Annotated in this window: 20 protein-coding genes and 2 pseudogenes; 11 read left to right on the forward strand and 11 right to left on the reverse strand. The window is 40.9% G+C overall.

Features of this window, described 5'->3' with window-relative positions; translation table 11 throughout:
• The first annotated feature begins 120 nt into the window (after positions 1-120).
• On the forward strand, positions 121-2430 hold the full coding sequence (locus IJ00_RS02190) for a CHASE2 domain-containing protein (RefSeq protein ID WP_035149620.1): 2310 nt from the start codon (positions 121-123) through the stop codon (positions 2428-2430).
• Between the two features lie 108 nt (positions 2431-2538).
• Positions 2539-3312: a DUF928 domain-containing protein gene (locus IJ00_RS02195; protein WP_035149623.1), complete on the forward strand. Its 774-nt coding sequence runs from the start codon at positions 2539-2541 to the stop codon at positions 3310-3312.
• Between the two features lie 12 nt (positions 3313-3324).
• Here the strand turns inward: IJ00_RS02195 and IJ00_RS02200 are convergent, their stop codons facing one another.
• The 4 genes from IJ00_RS02200 to IJ00_RS29850 all read right to left on the reverse strand — a co-directional run bounded on the left by IJ00_RS02200 (position 3325) and on the right by IJ00_RS29850 (position 6162).
• The gene (locus tag IJ00_RS02200) at positions 3325-5247 is read right to left on the reverse strand and encodes an ATP-binding cassette domain-containing protein (protein ID WP_035149625.1); all 1923 of its coding nucleotides are present in this window, start codon (positions 5245-5247) and stop codon (positions 3325-3327) included.
• 109 nt (positions 5248-5356) lie between these two features.
• Positions 5357-5773, reverse strand: coding sequence for a DUF1824 family protein (locus tag IJ00_RS02205; RefSeq protein ID WP_035149627.1), 417 nt, complete (start codon positions 5771-5773; stop codon positions 5357-5359).
• Between the two features lie 64 nt (positions 5774-5837).
• Positions 5838-6062, reverse strand: a complete 225-nt coding sequence (locus IJ00_RS02210) for a hypothetical protein (protein ID WP_035149628.1) — start codon at positions 6060-6062, stop codon at positions 5838-5840.
• Positions 6040-6162, reverse strand: coding sequence for a hypothetical protein (locus IJ00_RS29850; protein ID WP_256388841.1), 123 nt, complete (start codon positions 6160-6162; stop codon positions 6040-6042). Before IJ00_RS29850 ends, IJ00_RS02210 begins: the two co-directional genes overlap by 23 nt.
• A gap of 387 nt (positions 6163-6549) precedes the next feature.
• Here IJ00_RS29850 and IJ00_RS02215 point away from each other — a divergent pair, with 387 nt between their 5' ends.
• Positions 6550-6978, forward strand: a complete 429-nt coding sequence (locus IJ00_RS02215) for a hypothetical protein (RefSeq protein ID WP_035149629.1) — start codon at positions 6550-6552, stop codon at positions 6976-6978.
• Here the strand turns inward: IJ00_RS02215 and hisIE are convergent.
• On the reverse strand, positions 6975-7625 hold the full coding sequence (gene hisIE / locus IJ00_RS02220; protein ID WP_035158305.1) for a bifunctional phosphoribosyl-AMP cyclohydrolase/phosphoribosyl-ATP diphosphatase HisIE: 651 nt from the start codon (positions 7623-7625) through the stop codon (positions 6975-6977). The genes IJ00_RS02215 and hisIE overlap by 4 nt on opposite strands.
• A gap of 128 nt (positions 7626-7753) precedes the next feature.
• On the reverse strand, positions 7754-7942 hold the full coding sequence (locus tag IJ00_RS02225) for a ChaB family protein (protein ID WP_035149630.1): 189 nt from the start codon (positions 7940-7942) through the stop codon (positions 7754-7756).
• A 105-nt stretch (positions 7943-8047) separates the two neighbouring features.
• Here IJ00_RS02225 and hemL point away from each other — a divergent pair, with 105 nt between their 5' ends.
• Positions 8048-9346, forward strand: coding sequence for a glutamate-1-semialdehyde 2,1-aminomutase (hemL, locus tag IJ00_RS02230; protein WP_035149632.1), 1299 nt, complete (start codon positions 8048-8050; stop codon positions 9344-9346).
• A 287-nt stretch (positions 9347-9633) separates the two neighbouring features.
• Here the strand turns inward: hemL and IJ00_RS27450 are convergent, their stop codons facing one another.
• Positions 9634-9798, reverse strand: coding sequence for a metallothionein (locus IJ00_RS27450; protein WP_082127238.1), 165 nt, complete (start codon positions 9796-9798; stop codon positions 9634-9636).
• A 346-nt stretch (positions 9799-10144) separates the two neighbouring features.
• Between IJ00_RS27450 and IJ00_RS29855 the strand changes: the two genes are divergently transcribed.
• From IJ00_RS29855 to IJ00_RS02240, 3 genes are all read left to right on the forward strand, one after another.
• On the forward strand, positions 10145-10273 hold the full coding sequence (locus IJ00_RS29855) for a hypothetical protein (protein ID WP_256388842.1): 129 nt from the start codon (positions 10145-10147) through the stop codon (positions 10271-10273).
• Between the two features lie 74 nt (positions 10274-10347).
• The gene (locus tag IJ00_RS02235) at positions 10348-11961 is read left to right on the forward strand and encodes a serine/threonine-protein kinase (protein WP_035149634.1); all 1614 of its coding nucleotides are present in this window, start codon (positions 10348-10350) and stop codon (positions 11959-11961) included.
• A 478-nt stretch (positions 11962-12439) separates the two neighbouring features.
• Positions 12440-13186, forward strand: coding sequence for an FHA domain-containing protein (locus IJ00_RS02240; protein ID WP_035149636.1), 747 nt, complete (start codon positions 12440-12442; stop codon positions 13184-13186).
• Between the two features lie 63 nt (positions 13187-13249).
• On the opposite strand, the gene recA is transcribed toward IJ00_RS02240, so the two are convergent.
• Together recA and IJ00_RS02250 are read right to left on the reverse strand one after the other, a co-directional pair.
• The gene (gene recA / locus IJ00_RS02245; RefSeq protein ID WP_035149638.1) at positions 13250-14332 is read right to left on the reverse strand and encodes a recombinase RecA; all 1083 of its coding nucleotides are present in this window, start codon (positions 14330-14332) and stop codon (positions 13250-13252) included.
• 411 nt (positions 14333-14743) lie between these two features.
• On the reverse strand, positions 14744-15979 hold the full coding sequence (locus IJ00_RS02250; RefSeq protein WP_035149640.1) for a hypothetical protein: 1236 nt from the start codon (positions 15977-15979) through the stop codon (positions 14744-14746).
• Positions 15980-16392: 413 nt separating this feature from the next.
• Between IJ00_RS02250 and IJ00_RS30090 the strand changes: the two are divergent.
• The 3 genes and pseudogenes from IJ00_RS30090 to IJ00_RS27460 form a co-directional block, all read left to right on the forward strand.
• Positions 16393-16479 (forward strand): annotated as a pseudogene (locus IJ00_RS30090) (hypothetical protein); the annotation flags it as partial.
• A gap of 60 nt (positions 16480-16539) precedes the next feature.
• Positions 16540-16677 (forward strand): annotated as a pseudogene (locus tag IJ00_RS29510) (transposase); the annotation flags it as partial.
• 402 nt (positions 16678-17079) lie between these two features.
• Positions 17080-17241 carry a TdeIII family type II restriction endonuclease gene (locus tag IJ00_RS27460; protein WP_082127240.1) on the forward strand — a complete coding sequence of 54 codons (162 nt, stop codon included), beginning with the start codon at positions 17080-17082 and terminating at the stop codon, positions 17239-17241.
• 493 nt (positions 17242-17734) lie between these two features.
• Here IJ00_RS27460 and uvrC read toward each other — a convergent pair whose 3' ends face one another.
• The gene (gene uvrC, locus IJ00_RS02260; protein WP_035149641.1) at positions 17735-19621 is read right to left on the reverse strand and encodes an excinuclease ABC subunit UvrC; all 1887 of its coding nucleotides are present in this window, start codon (positions 19619-19621) and stop codon (positions 17735-17737) included.
• Positions 19622-20306: 685 nt separating this feature from the next.
• On the opposite strand from uvrC, the gene IJ00_RS02265 reads away from it, so the two are divergent.
• Positions 20307-20486 (forward strand): hypothetical protein, encoded by a 180-nt coding sequence (locus tag IJ00_RS02265; protein ID WP_035149643.1) that lies wholly within the window; start codon positions 20307-20309, stop codon positions 20484-20486.
• A 16-nt stretch (positions 20487-20502) separates the two neighbouring features.
• Here the strand turns inward: IJ00_RS02265 and IJ00_RS02270 are convergent, their stop codons facing one another.
• Positions 20503-20916 carry a response regulator gene (locus IJ00_RS02270; protein WP_035149646.1) on the reverse strand — a complete coding sequence of 138 codons (414 nt, stop codon included), beginning with the start codon at positions 20914-20916 and terminating at the stop codon, positions 20503-20505.
• Between the last annotated feature and the right edge of the window lie 758 nt (positions 20917-21674).

Here is a 21674-nt window from a genome sequence, read left to right on the forward strand (position 1 = left end):
CACCGGAGTAAGATATGACAAGGTTAACTTTTCCCTGTAGATTGTGGAGGCTGATTAGCGCATATTGTTCCCTCAAATTTGCTTGATTCTGTAAATCCTCAAACTTTAACTACTTCTATCATGGGTAAATTGGTGGTGCTGAAATTTGCTGATGGTAGTTTTGAACAGGGTTTTGCTGTGACTCTGCAACTGGGTGCGGAGGGAGAACTACCAAGCGTCGAGATAACTGGCAAGTTACCAAAGATGCCAGAGTTACCGAAAATATACAGAGAATGGCAAACCAGCTATTTACGTCTGGGTAATCATTTTCGCTTGTCGGCAGATACTGCACAGGTGACTAATATTTCCATTACTCAAGACTGTGGAGAGACTGGGGAAAAGTTGCGATCGCGGTTCAATAGTTGGTTACTTAGTGATGATTTTCGCCCGATCCGGGAAAAATGGTTAGAGCGGCTCTCACCTACGGATGAGATTCGTGTAATTTTACAAACAGAGAATCGAGAATTACAGCGTTTACCGTGGCATTTATGGGACATCTTAGAACGGTATCCCCAAGCAGAAATTGCCATGACTTCTGCTAATTATGAAAAGCTAATTATCGAGAAAACTAAAAATCCTCAAGTTAAAATATTAGCAATTATTGGTAATAGTCAAGGAATTAATACCCAAACTGACCAAATATTATTAAAAAATTTACCCGCAGCCTCTGTCAACTTTTTAGTAGAACCGTCTAGACAACTACTCAATGATTATTTGTGGCAAGAAAACTTTGATATTTTCTTCTTTGCAGGGCATAGTGATAGTCAGGGAACTCAGGGGAAGGGGCGAATTTTCCTCAATCAAACTGATAGCTTAAGTCTGGAAGAATTACGATTTGCCCTCAGAAAAGCTGTGGAAAAAGGCTTACAATTGGCAATTTTTAACTCCTGTGATGGCTTAGGATTAGTAGAGCAATTAGCAGATTTACATATTCCCCAAATTATTGTGATGCGGGAACCAGTTCCTGATTTAGTTGCCCAGGAATTTTTGAAATATTTCCTCAGTAGTTTTGCGGAGGGTGAAAGTTTTTATCAAGCGGTACGTTATGGTAGGGAAAGGTTACAAGGATTGGAAGATAGGTTTCCCTGTGCTACTTGGCTACCTGTAATTTACCAAAATTTAGCAGAATCGCCGCCAACTTGGAAAGAATTCACAGGCAAAATTGCCATTAATCCCCCGACTATTTCCCGACTGCAAAGACTGAAAACAGTGGTGATGACGAGTCTGGTAGTTGCTGCGGTGGTGGGAGGTATGAGATTTGGGGGAGTGTTGCAGGGTGGAGAATTACAAGTCTTTGATCAAATGATGCGATCGCGCTCTTTATTTATGGATGAAGGTGCGGATCCTCGTTTACTCATCGTGACTGTGGATGATGATGATATTACTCTGCAACGTCGTCAAGGAGAAAATTTAAAAGGCACATCTATTGGGGATAAAACCCTGAATCAAGTTATACAAACCCTTGAGAAATATCAACCACGGGCTATTGGTTTAGATATATACCGTGATTTTCCGGCAGAAGATAAAGCATTAGCCCAAACTCTCCGGGAAAATCATCATGTGATTGGTGTCTGCAAGGGAAGTGACAACACCACCAAAGCTAACGGAATTGCTCCACCTCCAGAAATTCCCCCCCAACGTCAAAGTTATAGCGATTTTCTCCACGATTCAGACAAGGTGGTGCGTCGTCAGTTATTGTTCATGACTCAAGAAGCTGTCTCAATTTGCCCTGCACCCTATGCTTTAAGTAGTCAGCTAGCATTTCGTTATTTGTTACCCCAGGGAATAGAAGCAAGTTTTACACCAAATGGTGATTTACAACTAGGTAACACAGTATTTCCACGGCTAACTTCAAGATATGGTAGCTACCAACGCATAGATGCAAATGGGGGACAAATACTGATAAATTGGCGAGCGACTCCTAAAATTGCCGAAGAAATTAAGCTTAGTCAGTTGTTATCAACAAATCTTAACCCTAATGCCATCAAAGACAGAATTATCTTGATTGGTGTGACTGCGAAAGGCGATTTTCCCGACTATTGGGCAACACCCTACGGCTATAGTTTAGATGAACAAATGCCCGGTGTGATAGTTCAAGCACAGATGTTGAGTCAAATTCTCAGCCATGTTTTAGATAAACGTCCGTTGCTACAAACTTGGAATCCGTGGCAAGAGTCGGTATGGATATTACTTTGGGCTTTAATAGCAGGGTTTAGTCTTGGGCGATCGCCATCCTTCTCTCGCCTATTATTTGTTATTTGTATTACTACCATCTCAGTATATATTCTGTGCCTATTCCTGCTCATCCGCAGTTATTGGGTTCCTTTCCTACCCTCAGCTATGGCACTTATAGGTACAACTACCGTCATTAAAATAATTCGTAATTCGTAATTCGTAATTCGTGATTAAGTTTTGTAATGAAGATTTAGACCCCCAGAATTTGTTAAATTGAGTCGTAATTATTTAGGTTTCAGCCCCCGATTACAGTTCCTGTGAAATATGAAAAACTTGTTTTATCTCCTAGCCTTGAGTTTTTATACACTTTTCCCTCTCAGCGTGATTGCCCAATCACCCCCCGTCAAACCCGTTGTAATTACTCAGAAGAAAGGCAGTAAAAATTACAATCCGCCCCCTCCACCCCCTGGAAATCCTCCTGGAGGCAGGCGCTATGGGGGAGCCAAACGTGGCAGTTGTCCAGAAGTAAAACCACCCCTCACAGCCCTTGTACCTATTACTCAAACAGGTTCCGTGAAAAATGTCTGGGGTTTAACTAGTCAGGAACGTCCAACATTAATTTTTTATACACCGTATGCTAGTGATTCCGGGTATGCCACAGAGTTGAGTTTCCTAGATGACGAGACAAAAGAACCGATATATGAAACAGCGATCGCTCTTCCCTCAAAACCCGGATTAATTAATATTTCCCTTCCCAATACAGTTTCTCCTCTCACAGTAGGTAAACGTTATCGTTGGTACTTCAATATCTATTGTGATCAACAAAAACAATCACCTCCCATCTACGTAGAAGGGGTAATTCTGCGGCAAAATCTCACCCCAGCAGTTATCAATCAACTAAAAACAGCACCAGCAAACCAAAAATTTGTCATCTATGGGCAAAACGGTTTTTGGTACGATGCTTTAAATTCTCTTGCACAACTACGACAACAGCAACCCAAAGACAAAACCCTACAAACCCAGTGGCAAGATTTATTAGATGAAGTTGGTTTACTAGAAATAGCCACCCAATCCTTTGAAGAAAAAGCCAAAAAATAATTGTTCAACCTTCTAAGATTCCATTTCTGCCAACTCTAACCATCTTTCCGTAGCTTTGTCGATATCCTGCTTTAACTTATCTACCTGTTCATACATTTGTTGCACTTGACTATAATTTCCTGGAGTCACGTTTGTCATCGCTTTTTCCACTTGCGATTTCTGCATTTCCAATTCCGCAATTTTTACTTCTAACTGTGCAAATTCCTTGCGCTCCCAGTTAGATAATCTGCGTTTCTTCCTATCTTCACTTTGTGCAGTCGATTTCTCAACCTCTTCAGCTTTTGGCTTTTCCTTCCCGACATTTTCCTGCTGCTGTCTTTCCGTTTCTGCTTTCTTGTAATCCAAATATATGGAATAGTTGCCAGGATATTGGCGCAATTTACCTCCATCTTCAAAGGCAAAAATTGTATCCACCACCCTATCTAAAAAATAGCGATCGTGGGAAACAACAATCACACAACCCGCAAAATCTTCTAAATATTCTTCCAATACAGCCAACGTTTGCACATCCAAGTCATTCGTCGGTTCATCTAATATCAAAACATTCGGCGCACCCATCAAAATACGTAACAGAAATAGTCGCCTTTTTTCTCCTCCCGATAATTTATAAATCGGTGCATACTGCTGATTTCCAGGAAACAAAAATCGCTCCAACATTTGGGAAGCAGTGATTTGTGTACCATCGGCAATTTTGACAAATTCCCCCTCTTCCTTGATATAATCAATCACGCGCTGATTTTCATTAACAGCAGAGAGTAATTCTTCCGAATGTTGATCAAAATAGCCAATGTGAATTGTCGTTCCAATTTCCACCTTACCTGTATCCGGCTTTTCCCTACCCGTGATCATATTCATCAGAGTAGACTTACCCACACCGTTACCACCAATAATTCCGATGCGGTCTTCCGGATTAAATTCATAGGTAAAATCATTAATTAAAACCCTATCATTATAGGACTTAAAAATATTAGCTAATTCAATAACTTTTTTACCAATGCGCCGACTGACAGTAGATATTTCCACTTTGCCTTGAGTTTGTTTAAACTCGGTTTCTCGCATTGCTTGCACTCGGTCAATTCTAGCTTTTTGCTTTGTACTTCTGGCTTTTGGTCCTCGTTTTAACCATTCTAATTCCCTGCGTAAAACACCTTGAAACTTGCGCTGACTACTAGCAGTAGATTCTTCAGCCAGAGCTTTCTTCTCTAAATAATAGGAGTAATTGCCCGCATAACTAAAAATTTCTCCCCTATCAATCTCAATAATTCTATTAGTTACCCTATCGAGAAAATATCTATCGTGAGTAATTAATAATAAGGCACCTCTATATCTATTTAAATAGCTTTGTAACCACTCCACCGAATCCGCATCCAGGTGGTTTGTCGGCTCATCCATTAATAGTAAATCGGGTTCAGAAATCAAAGCTGTTGCTAAAGCAATGCGCTTGCGATATCCTCCAGACAAATCACCAACACGGGCATTAAAATCAGTAATACCTAACTTGGAAAGAATAATTTTGGCATTAGTCTCCAATTCCCACGCACCGATAGCATCCATTCTTTGCATAACAGAAGAAAGACGCGCCATTAATTGACTATCTTCATGGTGATGAGCTAATTTATCAGAAATTTCCTCATACTCTCTTACCAGTTGTATCTGTTCACCACTATCGGCAAATACCTGTTCTAAAACGGTATGATTCTCGTCAATATCTGGTTGTTGTGGCAAATAGATAATCTTGGCACCAGAGTTAACTAAAATTTGCCCACTATCAATTGGTTCTATTCCTGCTATCATTTTTAACAGGGTAGACTTCCCGGAACCATTGGTACCAATTAAACCGACCCTATCATTAGTATCAATACTAAAACTAGCATTTGTGAGTATTTCTTTGATACCAAAGTCTTTCTTGACCGATTGGAGATTAATTAAGCTCATAGAAATTAGACTATTAGGGAAGATAATAATATTAAGAGACGTGATGAGTCACTCCGTGAGGAGATTTGCTCACACGCCTCCATCTTAACTGCTGAGGAATTGACAATATTTAGACAAACAAATCTAGAGGCAAATGTCCGTATAATTCGTTAAATCCACCCTGTCCATAGGATTGGCAAGATATTAGAACACCTCGATGATGCCCCATATAATAATCTATGGTGCATACCCCATTTTTCCCATTCAATTTGATATACACTGGACCATCAATAGCAGGTAAGTTGCTGGGTGGTTCATATCCTAAAGCATGGGAGTAGGTTTTCATAGCTTGAATCCCTTCTGCGGCAGTTTCTGCACAAATGCCGAGAATTTGATAGTCAGCTAGCTTAGTGACAAATAGAATAGCTTTACGGATGAGAACTTTTTCCGATGGTTTCACAGGTGGTGCGACATCCACACAGTTGAATTTATTGAGAATTTTCTTAGCTTCTTGTAAGTTAATATCGGTTTGATTGGGGCTAGACATATATTTGTTTATTATCTACTAGGTGGACTAGAGGTTGCACGGTCATTCAGACAGGGAATAGATATCAAACAGAAACTAGTTCTGTATACACATCGACTTGAGAAATGAGTGGCGGCTTGATATGAAAACCTTTTAACAAGGTTCCATCTGTTGCTTGACCTAACACACTTAGAACCCTTGCTTCACCGAGATTAATCATGATAAAGGAATTTAGGGTCAGAAGCACGAGTATTGCTACTAATACACTAATTAATACTTGTTTCCAACTACCTAATTGCGGATTTGTCAATTCCTCTCTCCTCAGGTTGGTGAAACGCTTTTATCGATAGCTGTGGTGATGATGGGGCGATCGCCGACTGTGACACCACCAGAAAAACTGGTTTAGGCAATTAAATTTCCTCGCTTTTCCACAAGGGAAAAAGTAATATCCACCTCCGGCAGGAGTCTACTAGACTAGGTAAACGAAGATTATCCTCAAATTTGACGCTGCTTGTTTCATCTGAAATCGGCTTGGGGATTTAGTTGTACCGGGGTAAATAGGCATTATTGTAGACTCTGTTGTCAGTCAAAGAGAAGTTCGTGGGCAGATTGAAACTCCGTCCAACTTCGGACAAGATTCTATCATTGCACGGTTCGTTATGAAAGGTGTTTCAAGACAATTTTTATGATGTGATGACTAACCCTTCTAGGTGAGAGATAGTAGGGAACAGGGGAAAGGGGGCAGAGGACACGGTAGAGTAATATCAATTGTTACTTATCACCCATGACAAAGAACTATGATTTTTCATCAAAATCTGGGAGAATCTTCCGAAAACAAGTGGCGTTATCAAATAGATAAATTTGTCAAGGAAAATCAAGTAGAATTATCTGCCCTCGCGTGGGGTTTGTGGTTAGCGAATGGTAACAGCTTGGGCACTATTGGTATTGACTTACAACCTCAGCCCCATTTTGTCTATTGTCCTGGAGATGCTATTGAAAAACTTAATGAAAAAGTTGACAATCGACTCCAAGAGCTATTAGGAATCATTGATAATTATCAGCCAGAAAAAGAAGTAGTTATGGTAGCAATTGGTCAAGACCAAATTAAACTTATCTACTTTGAACCACAAATATCTCCTACTGATTCTTGGGAACAACAAGGTCAAGATTTAGATAGTTTATTAGACCTGTTAGAGGCTAAATTAAGCCAGGAAATTCATTTTTAGCCCCTGCGTTCTTGTAATTTCCGATACACATCTTTGATATCAACTTGGTGATAAGCTAGGGCAACCAAAGTGTGATAGAACAAATCTGCAACTTCTGAGGCGATCGCCGCCTTATCATCATCCTTACACGCCATCACGACTTCCGCCGATTCTTCACCAATTTTTTTCAAAATTTTGTTATCGCCCCCTGACAATAGCTTGCAGGTATAGGAATTCTCGGAAGGGTTGTCACGGCGATCGCAAATCACCCCAAATACCTGAGATAGGGTATCCGCCGGAGGGGGCACAATTTTGCCATCAACCTGGTGAAAACAACTCCTTGCCCCCGTGTGACAAGCAATATCTCCCACCTGCTCCACTGTCACCAACAGGGCATCACTATCACAGTCATAACGAATTGCTTGGATTTTCTGAGTATGTCCAGAAGTCCCCCCCTTATGCCAAAACTCTTGGCGAGAACGGCTCCAAAACCAAGTTTCTCCACTCTCCAAAGTTTTTTGTAAAGACTCCTGGTTCATCCACGCCATCATCAGTACCGTACCATCCAGGTAATCTTGAACAATGGCAGGCACTAAACCTTGGTCATTGTAACGAACTTTGTCCACAGGCACAGAATTTTTGAATGCATCAGTTGCAGAAGAAAACATACCAGCTGCTCTAGAAAAGGTGAGAATCGTTCCTGCGTTCACGATACCATGTCTAAATAGGACAACTGGCAGATTTTTTCAGTCTGTTTTTCCCGCTAAGTTTATTGAGTTTATTTCTTCGTCCAGTTTTAAACACCGACGTTTCCATGAACAACAGATTGCATTTTTACCGCACTCAGAGCCACCTTGTGAGCCTTGGCAGCTTCACCATACCAGTGAATTGCCGAGTTGTAGGCAGCCCGATAAATATCTTGGTATGTCTCAGATAAACGAGTACGAATTTCTAGAGGCAAGTCTTGATTGGACTTATATAACATATTGTTATTTTCCTGGTTCAGGTAATTTTATACGATAGAAGTTCTAATCAAACTTGACCCCTATCCTAAGACAGAGCTTTTTATTCCCGAATCTAGGAGAAAACCTTGGTAAATACCACAATTAAAACCACAAAATCACAAGAAATCTTCACTGCTGCCCAAAATCTCATGCCCGGTGGTGTTAGTTCCCCAGTCAGAGCATTTAAATCCGTTGGCGGACAACCGATTGTTTTCGACCGGGTGAATGGTGCTTATATCTGGGATGTAGATGGCAACCAATATATTGATTATGTCGGTACCTGGGGTCCAGCGATTTGTGGTCATGCCCATCCCGAAGTAATTGCCGCTCTCCATACAGCCCTAGAAAAGGGGACGAGTTTCGGCGCACCCTGTGTATTGGAAAATGTTCTGGCAGAAATGGTGATTGATGCCGTTCCCAGCGTTGAAATGGTGAGATTTGTCAACTCCGGTACGGAAGCTTGTATGTCTGTGCTGCGATTGATGCGAGCTTTTACCCAACGGGATAAAGTGATTAAATTTGAAGGCTGCTACCACGGACACGCGGATATGTTCTTGGTGAAAGCTGGCTCCGGTGTGGCAACCCTCGGCTTACCTGATTCCCCAGGAGTCCCCAAAAACACTACCAATAGCACCCTGACGGCTCCCTACAACGATTTGGAAGCTGTTAAGGCGCTTTTTGAACAACACAAAGACGAAATCGCTGGGGTGATTCTAGAGCCAGTTGTGGGTAATGCTGGTTTTATTCCTCCCGATGCTGGTTTCCTGGAAGGATTGCGGGTACTCACCCAGGAGAATGGTGCGTTATTAGTTTTTGATGAAGTCATGACGGGCTTCCGTATTGCCTATGGTGGTGCCCAGGAAAAATTTGGTGTCACCCCTGACCTGACTACTATGGGTAAAGTTATTGGTGGTGGTTTACCTGTGGGTGCCTATGGTGGTCGCCGCGATATCATGTCCATGGTTGCCCCAGCAGGTCCAATGTACCAAGCCGGAACCCTTTCTGGTAATCCCTTGGCAATGACTGCGGGAATTAAAACCCTGGAATTATTACAAAAACCTGGTACCTACGAATACCTTGACCAAGTTACCAAGAAACTAGCAAATGGTTTGTTGGCGATCGCCAAGGAAACTGGGCACGAAGTTTGTGGCGGTCAAATTAGCGGGATGTTTGGCTTCTTCTTCACAGCTGGACCTGTGCATAATTATGAAGATGCCAAGAAAGCTGATACTGCTAAGTTTGGACGTTTCCATCGAGGAATGTTAGAACGAGGTGTCTATTTAGCTCCTTCCCAGTTTGAAGCTGGATTTACTTCCATCGCTCACACTGACGAAGATATTAATCGCACCTTGGAAATTGCCAGAGAAGTTATGGCAGGTCTGTAACTCAGATTAGGTGAGAAAATTAGGGGACGATCTCTTGCGGTCGTCCCTAGTACCGCTACGCGGAATGCTCCCTTCGGGAGAGCTAACGCTAACGTAATGCTCCCTGCGGAGGAGCTTCGCTAACGTAATGCTCACTGCGGGAGAGCTACGCTAACGTAATTACTTTGCTGCAAGTGTTTCAGACATTTGAAATGGGTGGTTTATTTCAGCCACCCTGTACTATTTATGTACTATATTCCGAGGAGAATTAGGTCTGATTCTGGCGATCGGCGAACTCAACAAAAACCCTATTGGCACCCACAACCATTGTGAGCGCACCCCTTCATAGTTTTGTGACCCTCAGCACAGGCTTCCGAGCAATAGCTTTTACCGCCCTTTTTAATTGCATCTTCTAGGGAAACGATACATAAACAAGTTGGACAAGCACACTTCATCATTGTGACAGTACTCATAGCTGCCTCCCACTATTACTTGCCCTAATTATAATGCATGAACAGGTATTCAGTATAAAAGTGTGAAGGTACATTGTCAGAGAATCACTGTTTTCCGCAAAGCAAGTACTACAAAATAGTTGGTTATCCCATACCGTTCCCTACGACTCTCGAAGTTTTGATAAAGCACCTTGGCTGAATAAAATTTTGTTGGATAATAATCAAAGAATATTTTAATTATCTAAAAAGAAAAAACAAAATATGAAAAGATGAATAATGATTAAGAAAATAGATAAAGTTTTAGCTGGAATAACTAAATATTCTACCAAGGAAAAATTGCCGGATAGGGTTCAAGAAGCAATGAGTAATGAGTAGTGAGATTGATTTACCAGTCAAGGAAACTTTGACTAATTGTAAACTTCTCAGTGCTTTACGTAAGTTTTCCCAAGCTTTAGCAACTCTTCAAAAGATTTCCAGCAAAAATTACCTGGCATAGTGGAATTTTGATCTAAATAATAGGATTAGCGTACAACGCTACCCGTTATTCTTCGTGCAGCGAGTTGACAGCGAATGAGCTACTGCTTAAATCCTAACTGTCCCAATCCAGAAAATTCAGCCTTTAGCGACAGGTGCCTGTCTTGCGGTTCGCTACTGCTGTTGCGCGATCGCTATCGGGTACTGCAATCCCTCGGTCAAGGTGGCTTTGGTGCAACTTTTCTGGCTCAAGATGAAGCCCTACCTGGAGAGCCAAGTTGTGTCATCAAACAATTACGTCCCTCTGGAAGTTCAGCCCATGTTTTGCAAATGGCACGGGAACTATTTGAACGGGAAGCCGTCACTTTAGGTCAAATAGGCAACCACCCCCAGGTGCCACGTCTTTTGGATTTCTTTGAAGAAAATAGACAATTTTATTTAGTCCAGGAATATATCAGTGGTTCCACCCTTCAGCAAGAGGTCAAAACCCAGGGAACCCTAGGTGAAGTCAGTGTTAAACAGTTTTTATGTGAAATTTTGCCCATCCTTCAGTATATTCACGGGCGCAGAGTTATTCATCGAGATATCAAACCAGCCAACCTCATCCGTCGCAACCAAGATAGCAGACTAGTACTCATAGACTTTGGTGCAGTAAAAAACCAAGTGAGTCAAGCTGTACTCAACCAATCGGAACATACAGCCCTAACAGCTTATGCTATTGGAACTCCAGGTTTTGCACCTCCAGAACAAATGGCAATGCGCCCCGTATATGCCAGTGATATCTATGCTGTGGGTGTGACTTGTATTTATTTGCTTACAGGCAAATCTCCTAAGGATTTAGACTACAATCCCACCACCGGAGAACTAATTTGGGAAGATTCAGTATGTGTATCTAAGCATTTTGCCAAAGTTCTACGCAAGATGTTAGAAGTTTCTGTCCGTAGTCGGTATCAAACAGCTGATGATGTACTGCGAGATTTAGAGTTAGAGCCATATATCGATAGTCTCGCCAAGGGTTTAACTAGCTCATCTCAATCTCAAGAGCGTTTTGGGTATCGTTTAGAAGATAGTGGAGTTTATTACAGTAATCCTAGTCATGCTGCCACAAATCATTCTAGTGCTGGTGTGGCACAGGTTGCAGCCGCTATCCGCGCTCGTCGAGCTAGACTCGAAGGCACAGTTGCACCCACAGGAGTGGTAGGAGAACGGGTGATATCCAACAAATCTACTGCCTTAACTAGTAGCAATAGTTCTCCCAGTACCAGGTCAACAACTCCCCGTAGGCTAAACCCCGATGGTTTGCTTAACGCATATACCAAAGGTAGACGAGATTTTGCTCTACATAATCTAAATTTGATTAATTTACCAGGTGCTGATTTATCTGGAACCAATTTTCACTCCTCGCAGATGGAGAAGATTAATTTACAAGGTGCGAATCTTTACAATAGTGATTTTGGTAAAGCAAATCTGAATCGGGCAAATTTGCGAGATGCGAATTTAAGTAAGGCGTATTTACACAATGCGGATTTAGAGGGAGCGGATTTAAGGGGTGCAGACCTGAGCTATGCCTATCTCAATAATGCTAACCTGCGGGGTGCGAACTTGTGTGGTGCCAATTTAACTGGAGCCAAAATTTCTGAGGAACAGTTGGCTGTCGCTAAGACAAATTGGATGACAGTGCGTCCCAATGGTCGTAGAGGGTTGCTGTAAGTTGGATTAGAGGTCGTTTTTACCTTCTAAAAGCGAGATATCTGACTGATTAAAAGCAAATGTTAATACTATTGGCTGCATATGCAATTTTAGGATATAAATACACTAAAAAAGCTCATATTTATCTGAATTGAGGTTGTTTTTTTGTTGAGTAGCTTTTAATACAATCGCTATTTCTTAAGGTTTTCTTTATAATTAAATCTAATTGAAGATACTGAGAAAACTGTAAAATTATCTGTTAAATTGTAACAACATCTGATTAACTAGAAACTTTTTATCACATTCGGTAAGAATGCGGTTACAAATAGTTAATGGAAAACTTTAATCTGAAAATACAGAGGAATAATTGTGCTGAAAGTTATTTACTGTCAAGAATTTTGGAATAAAATAAAAAACTAGCTATCTCAAGTTTGCTTCTCACACACTCATGACAAGTCTCAGCAATTTACATTAGTTGGCATCAGAAGGCTAACCTACTATGGCTGAATTTACAGAAAACGATTTAGAAAGGAGATTGAGTTTATACCAAGTTTTTCTGAAGTTGTATGAAAATCATACTCATCTACTTGATGAAATTCTCCAACTAGAGGATGTTTTTCAGCCATCTGCTTCAGGGTCAGTACAAAAGTACGTACATGGTGTGATTGATGGTGCAAATATATATATCATTACAAACTTGGGAGAGGGAAAAACACAGGTTTTAAGTCAACCTCAGGGTATTTGGACTATTGGACGCGATCGCAGTAACGGGATTCATCTCCATGATAAATACCTTTCTCGTCGCCATGGAGGTATTCAGTATGTTGAGGGTAAAGGCTTTTACTTGGTTGATTTGAGTAGTACCAATGGAACTTTTGTCAATGGTGAACCGATATATCAACCACGCTTGCTAGAAGATGGTGATCGCATTCGTTTAGGTAGCGTTACTTTTTCTTTCTTTGTCAATTACGCTACTGCGCGAGTTTTGCCAAATATCGCTATGGAATTACTGATACAACTGGTACCGAAATCAGAGGATAGTAGCGAAGAAATTGCAACCTATGCATTGATGAAAAACAACTATCCCCCAGATAAATCAGGAGCAACCTTTGGGGCTTTCTACGGTAGCGATCGCCTCCAGGGAGAATTCACCAGAAAATCCATAGAAATTCCCCAATTGAATTCAGAGCAGCAGTCAGCGATTCTGGAAGCGTTTTTTCGCAGACAGGGAAGAATGGGTAATTAGTCAGGCTTGACAACGGGTAATGGGTAGGGATTTGTGTATTACCCATTACCAACGGCAAAAATCTTACTCCTCTTCTTCTAGTTCCTCTTCTTCCTCTTCCTCATCTTCATTTGTCTTTCTGACAGAATTAGCAGAAACAACCGCACCCTTGTCGAGTTTTTCTCTGACTAATTGTTTAATCTGCTCGACAAAATCGGCTTTTTCTTCCAGGTATTTAATGGCGTTATCCCGACCTTGGGAAATATTATCACCGTTATAGCTATACCACGCACCCTTGCGAGTTAGTACCCCTGTTTCTTCTGCCAAGTCTACCAAGCATCCCAAGGTAGAAATACCCTTGCCGAAAATAATGTCAAATTCCGCAATCCGGAAAGGGGGAGCAACCTTATTTTTGGCAACCTTGACTTTGACTCGGTTCCCAAATTCCTCGGAACCCTTCTTCAAGGTTTGAATCCGACGAATATCTAAACGTACGGAAGCATAATATTTTAAAGCTTGCCCCCCGGTGGTAGTTTCTGGGTTGCCGTAGCTGACACCGATTTTTTGGCGCAGTTGGTTAAGGAAAATAACAGTACAGCCAGATTTACCAATATTACCAGTAATTTTACGTAGAGCTTGGCTCATTAAGCGGGCTTGCAAACCAACGTGAGCATCACCCATATCACCTTCTATTTCCGCGCGGGGAACTAGAGCCGCAACGGAGTCAATGACTACAATATCAACAGCCGCCGAACGAACCAACTGATCCACAATTTCCAGGGCAGATTCCCCGGTGTCTGGCTGGGAAACGAGGAGGTTTTCAATATCTACACCCAATGCTGCGGCATAGGTAGGATCTAAAGCGTGTTCTGCATCTACGAAAGCAGCAATCCCACCTGTTTTTTGGATTTCGGCGATCGCGTGCAATGCTAAGGTTGTTTTCCCTGAACTTTCTGGTCCATAGATTTCAATTACCCGTCCCTTTGGCAAACCCCCACCCAAAGCCAAATCTAAAGTTAATGCTCCACTAGGAATTGTTTCTACCCGCATCCGAGTTGCATCACCCAGACGCACAATTGTTCCTTTTCCAAAAGTCCGCTCAATTTGGCTAAGTACCATATTCAGGGCTTTTTGCTTACCAGCATTTTCACTTGTGTTAACAGCCATTCCTACCTCTATCTATATCTAGGGACCGTGGATGAGAAAAGTTATTAGAACAGATATACTATTTTAAACGAGAAATTGCCAGTGTAGGATATCAAAAGTATGAAGAATAGTCGAGCTAGGAGTTAAATTTTCGCCTATCCCTAGGGAAAATAGGGGGGTGAGAGAGATTGTTTCTCATGTTGGGTTAGGGATTTTGGATTCAGGATTTCGTGGATACTTAACACTGTTGGGGTGACAAGATCCTAACGTGTTGCTGGGAGTTTGGCAAAGCGATCACTATGGTTAATTTTTTAGCACCGGGACTCAAATCCCCATGACTCGTTCTCAATCCTATCCTATAAGGTAATGATTCAAACCTTGAGAAATTTGGTTTGTCGCCCAATGCCCCTAATTTTATATTTCTCCAGAGAATTACTTGATGATGCCATCATGTTCAATCGCGCTGTAATTCTCCTCAGGGTTCAATCCTAACCAGGGATCGGAGCTAGGAGTGAGGAATAATTGACTGTAAACTTGTTCATTTAATCCATCTAGGTTACTAGTTCCCTGACCTGCGGCAAACCATTGGTGAATTCGCCGATGTAAGATGTATTCATTCCTCACCGTATCTAATGCCATAGTTGATTCAAACTGCTGGATAAGTTTGTCAAAATTGGCATTTGTTGAGGTATATTTTTTCGCTTTGATTAAAGCCAGACTTTGACTATCTAATTTGCTATTTTGGCGGTGTAGTTGGGCAATTCTTTGCCAGGTTGCACCATCTGTCAACTCTGGAGAAGATTGTATATTAGTTAACAAGGGTGCTTCAACTAGCATTTTAGTCATGGCGATCGGTGCTGCAACTGTAGCACTGGGTGCCGGATTATTACTATTATTGGTTGAGAATCTCGGTGCTACATTGATACCTGCTTGATTTAAGTCCTTTGTCCATTTTGCCTGGAGAGTATTCAGGCGATCGCTATGGTATTTTCTTAAAAATCCTTCTTTTTCCTTCCCACCCACTTGACTATATGCTTTCACCGTATTTGCTCCCTGTTGCAGTTGCTGCAAAAATGCCTGGGGACTGTACAATCCAGGGATAGCATCAATAGGACGACCAGAACTATCAAGGATATAGTGAATACTATTCCCCGTTAGGGTTCTTTCTAATTTCCGCCCATCACCGAAATCAATAGTAACTTTAGGTACAGGGCGTACGGATTGCCAATGGAGAATAAATTTATCCTGTAGGGTTTTAGCTATCTCTGCATTAGGGTACAGAGCAACACGGAAAAACCGACTATTCGCACAACTTAAATCTTGATCGAGGTTTCCTAACAAACGTAGGGACAAAATGGGTTTACCGCTTGCCTTGGCAGCAGCTTTCGCCTCCTCTAAATTAGTGTACCAGTAAAGACGGGAAGCATAGCAATCTCGCTGTTGGCAAAGCTGATCTAAAGCGGTGCGAATATCTGCTTGATTTAACTTTTTACTATGGGTTTGGAGAAATTTCTGTAACCCTTTTTGCCCTTGGGGGCGAAGAACAGCCACTTCTTGGGATAATTGAGTATTAGCTGAAGTCGCAGCTTGGGGATTAAAAATTTGCCATGCACCGATACCGAGAATTAGGAAACCCAAGGAGCCAGTTAAGACGCTGCGTATCTGCATAGATGATTTTTATAATTTAAGTTTAATCTTGGAGATTTACTGAGGAGATAAAAAGTTTCCCGACCCCCAATATACCACCTAATATCCTAGTGGTGTGGCAAGCTTAAAATAGTGCAATATAAAACGTTTGTAGTTGCGCTTTAGCGCTCTAAACCATTCTAAAATCTAATATAATAGACCTTTTGCACGAATAGCGTAAGGATGAAAGAATACAGGTCAAAAAAGTAAACAGCGATGAGCTACGAACAGATAAAAGACCTGCCATCACCAGAATTTAAAAGGTTATGCGGAGTGCATATCGCTACTTTTGTACGGATGGTAGAAGTACTGGAGCCAGAACTGGCAAGGACTGGTAAAAAAGGTGGTCAGCCAAAGTTAAGTGTGGAAGACCATTTGTTGGTGGCACTGGAATATTGGCGCGGAGCCGGAGACGCTCCGCCTCCGGGGAGTATCGAACATACTTTCATATCGGCAAAAGCTGGGGTATCCATGAATCAACAGTATGTCGGATAGTACGGAAAGTAGAAAATATTCTGATTAAGTCGGGGGCGTTCCGACTAACTGGAAAACGAGAACTGCATTCAAGTAATGACATATCTCAAAGTGATACGGATGTTGCACAAAAAGTGTGTAAAATCCGTTGGAAAATAGAGGAGTTTCACAGGGAGATAAAACAATTAACTGGCATTGAATCATGTCATACCAATTCACAATTCGCAATGCTCCCTACGGGAGAGCTAACGCTAACGCAATTCGCAATCAAAAAACTTAGATGCAGCAAAGCTTTCAAGATTGACATCTGTATCATATTTTTCGTGAAATGGTATCAATAAATGGTATCAATGCCGTAAAGCCCGTCTTCAGAGAAATCATATTGCTTGTGCTATTTTGGTTTGGCTTAGGCTGAATAGTTTAGCCTATAAAACAGGTCAAACTATTTATAAAATAAAGCATAATTTACTCTCAAATTATTTAATTGAGTAACTAAAACGTCCAGATATTGCTATGTGTTCTGTGTAGTTTTTTAGGCGCTCTGTGCGCTTCGCGCACCATTGCTTGTGCCAGTTGCGTAAGTCCTAACGGTCTCTAAATGGTCACAGATGTTAAATTATACACCCTTTGATGAGGCTGTTGTGATCGGGAATGATTTTTGGAAAATAGTGGGAGGAGATACAGCGTATGAAGAGTTATTAGACATATATCTGGAAGTAGGAAAAGAAAAAAGTAAATATATGCTAGATGCGCTAGCTTTGGGATTTTAGAGTGGAATAAATTAGCAATTCCATAATTGAGCGCTTTTCAGTTAAGATAATCTGGATTACGATATGCCAGAGGCACGAAGTTCCCCTTATCGCATCCTGGGAATGAGAGGGGGAGATAATTCCCCATATTCATAGAGATTTAGACAAGCTGGTATGGCAGATGTGGATACCATAGATAAAGTAGTAAAGGATACCGCCGAGGTAGGAACTGATATGATTGGAACTACTATGTTTTGTTTGGTTACAGGACGACAAACAATCATCTCACAATAAACTTAAGAAAAACTTCCAATTACTAACAGAAAACAACTCGATATATTTGCTAATCTAGGTTTAGTAATGGGTAATGGGTAATGGGTAATGGGTAATAGATCATGGTATTTGATACTACTGGTCAATTACCCATCACTTTTTTTCTATATATTTAACCCACTTAATTCTAATAGGTTCGTAGTGAAAATTAAGCGCTAAAGCCCTGACTACAAACTATGTACTAGTTGTCTGAAGTGGGATGAAAATAATGGTAGATTTCCTGAGCTAAACGCGCACCGATTCCCGGAACTTCAGTTAATTGTGTAGGTGTTGCCTGACGGATATAATCTACAGAATGGAAATAGCCTAGTAGTAGTTTTTGTCTGTGATGTCCTAAACCAGGAATTTCATCTAAGCGCGATCGCCGCAATTTATCACTGCGTTGTTGACGGTGGAAAGTCACGGCAAAACGATGGGCTTCATCCCGTAATCTTCTCAATAATTGTACCCCTGGTTGCTCTGCATCCGTCTTCAAGGGTTGCGACTCCCCAGGAAGAAATATTTCCTCCCGTTTCTTAGCTAAACTGACGACTCGTACATCTTGCAGCAAATCCATTTCCTGCAACACCCCCACCACCGCAGATAATTGCCCCTTTCCCCCATCTATCATTACCAAATCGGGAAAATCGGAATTACCCCCCCGTGGTAATTGGGGTTCTGTGGCATACTTGCGAAATCTTCGCTGTATCACCTCTGCTAAACTGGCAAAGTCGTCGGAATGTCCAATCGTCACCCCAGGATTCTGAATTTTATAGTGGCGATAATGTTGCTTGGCGGGTAAACCATCAAGAAATACTACCTGGGAAGCAACTGCATTGGAACCCTGAATATGGGAAATGTCGTATCCTTCAATGCGGTGCGGTAATTCTGGTAAATCCAAAATAGCTGCTAAATCTTGCATTGCTGTGAGATTGCGATCGCCAAATTTTTGCATTCTCTGCAACTCATACTCTGCATTCCGCTCCACCATCTCAATTAATTCTGCCTTGAGTTGACGCTGGGGAATCACCAGATTTACCTTTCTTCCCCGACGTTGGGTGAGTGCAGTTAATAACAGTTCCCCCTCCGGTAAATCATGTTGCACAACAATTTCCGTGGGAATTTCCACCGCATCCGCATTTTGATAATGTTCTTCCAGCACCCGTTGTAAAATTGCCCCAGGTTCAGCAGTTGCATCTGCAACATAGGCTAAACGTCCGACTAATTTTCCTGCCCGAATCTGGAATAATTGAATACAGGCGTGTTGCTCATCCTTTGCCAGGGCGATCGCGTCACGGGAAATAGTATCATCAGATAAAGCCACCTTTTGATCGGCATTCAAAGACTTTAACCCCGCAATTTGATCTCGAATCCGTGCCGCAGTTTCAAAATTTAACTCTACCGCAGCATTCTCCATCTGCTCTGTTAAAGTCGCAATTAACTCCTGGGTTCTTCCCTGAAATACCATTGCTACCTTCTGCACAATCTTGCGGTACGCTTCCACAGAAACCAACTGTTGACAGACACCCGGACACCTACCCAAATCATAATTTAAACAGGGACGGTCTTTAAATAAAGGTTGGGGTCGTTGTCGTAGGGGAAAAATCCGTTTACATAGGTGCAAAATCTCCCGTAACAAGGCAGAATCTGTATAGGGACCGTAGAATTTATCCTTTTCTTTCCCTAGTTGCCTTCTACGAGTGATAAAAATTCGCGGATATTCCTCTGACCAAGTAATACATACGTAGGGATACTTTTTATCATCCTTCAACAAAACGTTAAAGTACGGTTGATGCTGCTTAATTAAATTTGCTTCCAGTGCTAACGCTTCCGCTTCCGTATCCGTGACAATAAACTCAATCTCCGTCACCAACCGTACCATGGTAGCGATACGTTCCGTCAGTCGTTGAGATTCTCGAAAATAGGAGCGCACCCGCGATCGCAACTTCCGTGACTTCCCAATATAAATAATGCGATCGCCAGCATCACGCATCAAATACACACCCGCTTCCGGTGGAATCTCCTGGAGACGACTTTCCAGAATCTCCGGAGTTTTAATTAAAGGTATAGATGTTGTCACAACTAGCATCAGGTAAGTTTACAAATTTACCAGCAATTGCAGATTCTCCCATCACTCCTCAACAGACTTATATCCTAAGTTTGTTCTATATATAGCGTTTCCCATTCTAGTGAGGTATGGAAGAACCCCTCCCCAGCCCTCCCCGATTTCGGGGAGGGTGCCCGATAGGGCGGGTGGGGTTGTATTTCATCTGATTGGGAAACGCTACAATTCTAAGTAAAATTACTACCTTTTGACAGAGATTTTGCCATTTTCTCAACAAGTCCGATAAAAATCTCAACCACATCCAATTAATTTTACATAATCTCAAACATAATTCTCAAGTCACCCCTTCATTTCTCATTACCATCACCATCCATGAATTTATCCTGACAAATTACCAAAACTTTACCTTTTATCAACTTAGCTTCAGCACAATAGTTTTTCTTGATTTTACACTTCCCCTTTCTCCTTTAAGATTAATTCGCATTCCTGAATTCATTCCAGGAAATTCACCATTCTCTCATCTATTCAAGGTTATTCGTCGATTATTATACGTAAAAAATAAATAAAATACCGACTTTCTCTCTCAATTAATCGGCATGATTGCGGATTTTTATTCCTTGGGAGATATTCAGCGTATCAACGGATTATTGCATATATGCCACTTTGATAAGATAAACAGTATCAAAAACAAAATTTATCCGACAAACTAATGAATATCCAAGATTTTGAAAACAAATATCGTGATGCAATGGCAGAAGCGATGGAAGAATTACAAACAGCAATGTTAATGCTAGCTCAAGCACAAAGAAAAATCTCTGAAATTGGTAACTCCTTTCAACATCTGAGTCATAGCGTTGAAGAATTTATCATTACTCAAAAATCAGAGTAATTGCTTGATATTATATCTATAATTGACAACAAACAATTTCCTCTTCTATCGCCATTACTAATTCATTTAAATTCACTGGTTTCACAAAATAACGCTTAGCACCAAGATTCTTAGCCTTTTCCTGATCAGCTTTAAAAGCAAAAGCAGAAACAATAATTATCGGTATATTATAGAGCTTGTGAAGTTGTTCTAATAATACATACCCATCAACATCCGGTAATTTTAAATCTAGCAAAATTAACTGAGGCTTAAATTTCTCTACCACCGTTACACAATTACTGCCTGCCGATAAGTCTTGGACATCATATTCATAATATCTCAAACAATCACTCATCAGCATACGATTGATATCGTTATCCTCAACCAATAAAATCTTTTTGCGATGATAAGACTGAAAGTGGAACTGTTTAGCCAGTAATTTTGCTGTCATTTTTACCTATTCATCTAGGTGACAATAAAAAAATATAAATCAAGTTTTATTTATTACAGTAACTATCCTATCATCTAGCAATATCGCCGAGACTCAACTTCCAGCCTCAGAGAATTGCTGATAAACAGGAATCATCATTTTTTGAAGATTTTAGCAATCATGAAAGCAAGTCAATCGGAAAATTTACGATCGTGAGATTGCTGCCATCTCAAAATAAAATTTGCTGACATCATGGGGTGAAATAAATATGCAGTTTTATCATGCTGAAAAGCTAACTGCAAAGGCATTTATTTCATTTTGTCTTTTTATTTGCCAATGATAGTTTGCTAGGGTAAACCAGGAAATAGGTTCATGCAACTAGTAAAGCAATCTCCTTACCCTTTTTTGTGATCACTGACAAGTATTTGAGTAAATAGTTTTGCGTGGAAATAGATGAAGAAACTTGCTGATAAAAACACAAAATATCAACTAGTAGCCACTCCTTGATGCCTGAACCCCTAATCGTTACTAACATAGACATAACCATTGTTTATTTCATAAGGTAAACTTATGCTTGTTCCCATCTATAGAGAATAACATCATCCTACAGCATAAAATTAATAAAAAATTAAACTTTTATTGATGTATATATTTAATTTGTGTGTTATTTTAACTGGGACTTTAGGAGTAAAGTAGGCGCAGTTAAGAGGACAAAAATCAACAAAAAACATAGTTTTATCAGCTATTACAGCCGGAATAATGGTAGATGCATTTTTTAC

This window comes from Calothrix sp. 336/3 (genome assembly GCF_000734895.2).
Taxonomy (GTDB): domain Bacteria; phylum Cyanobacteriota; class Cyanobacteriia; order Cyanobacteriales; family Nostocaceae; genus 336-3.

Excerpts from the sequence above, each read along its gene's own strand:
- IJ00_RS02190 (WP_035149620.1), top strand. The coding sequence starts at position 121 with ATGGGTAAATTGGTGGTGCTGAAATTTGCTGATGGTAGTTTTGAACAG.
- IJ00_RS02195 (WP_035149623.1), top strand. The coding sequence starts at position 2,539 with ATGAAAAACTTGTTTTATCTCCTAGCCTTGAGTTTTTATACACTTTTC.
- IJ00_RS02200 (WP_035149625.1), bottom strand. The coding sequence starts at position 5,247 with ATGAGCTTAATTAATCTCCAATCGGTCAAGAAAGACTTTGGTATCAAA.
- IJ00_RS02205 (WP_035149627.1), bottom strand. The coding sequence starts at position 5,773 with ATGTCTAGCCCCAATCAAACCGATATTAACTTACAAGAAGCTAAGAAA.
- IJ00_RS02215 (WP_035149629.1), top strand. The coding sequence starts at position 6,550 with ATGATTTTTCATCAAAATCTGGGAGAATCTTCCGAAAACAAGTGGCGT.
- hisIE (WP_035158305.1), bottom strand. The coding sequence starts at position 7,625 with ATGTTTTCTTCTGCAACTGATGCATTCAAAAATTCTGTGCCTGTGGAC.
- IJ00_RS02225 (WP_035149630.1), bottom strand. The coding sequence starts at position 7,942 with ATGTTATATAAGTCCAATCAAGACTTGCCTCTAGAAATTCGTACTCGT.
- IJ00_RS27450 (WP_082127238.1), bottom strand. The coding sequence starts at position 9,798 with ATGAGTACTGTCACAATGATGAAGTGTGCTTGTCCAACTTGTTTATGT.
- IJ00_RS29855 (WP_256388842.1), top strand. The coding sequence starts at position 10,145 with ATGAGTAGTGAGATTGATTTACCAGTCAAGGAAACTTTGACTAATTGT.
- IJ00_RS02235 (WP_035149634.1), top strand. The coding sequence starts at position 10,348 with ATGAGCTACTGCTTAAATCCTAACTGTCCCAATCCAGAAAATTCAGCC.
- IJ00_RS02240 (WP_035149636.1), top strand. The coding sequence starts at position 12,440 with ATGGCTGAATTTACAGAAAACGATTTAGAAAGGAGATTGAGTTTATAC.
- recA (WP_035149638.1), bottom strand. The coding sequence starts at position 14,332 with ATGGCTGTTAACACAAGTGAAAATGCTGGTAAGCAAAAAGCCCTGAAT.
- IJ00_RS02250 (WP_035149640.1), bottom strand. The coding sequence starts at position 15,979 with ATGCAGATACGCAGCGTCTTAACTGGCTCCTTGGGTTTCCTAATTCTC.
- IJ00_RS27460 (WP_082127240.1), top strand. The coding sequence starts at position 17,080 with ATGTTAAATTATACACCCTTTGATGAGGCTGTTGTGATCGGGAATGAT.
- uvrC (WP_035149641.1), bottom strand. The coding sequence starts at position 19,621 with ATGCTAGTTGTGACAACATCTATACCTTTAATTAAAACTCCGGAGATT.
- IJ00_RS02265 (WP_035149643.1), top strand. The coding sequence starts at position 20,307 with ATGAATATCCAAGATTTTGAAAACAAATATCGTGATGCAATGGCAGAA.
- IJ00_RS02270 (WP_035149646.1), bottom strand. The coding sequence starts at position 20,916 with ATGACAGCAAAATTACTGGCTAAACAGTTCCACTTTCAGTCTTATCAT.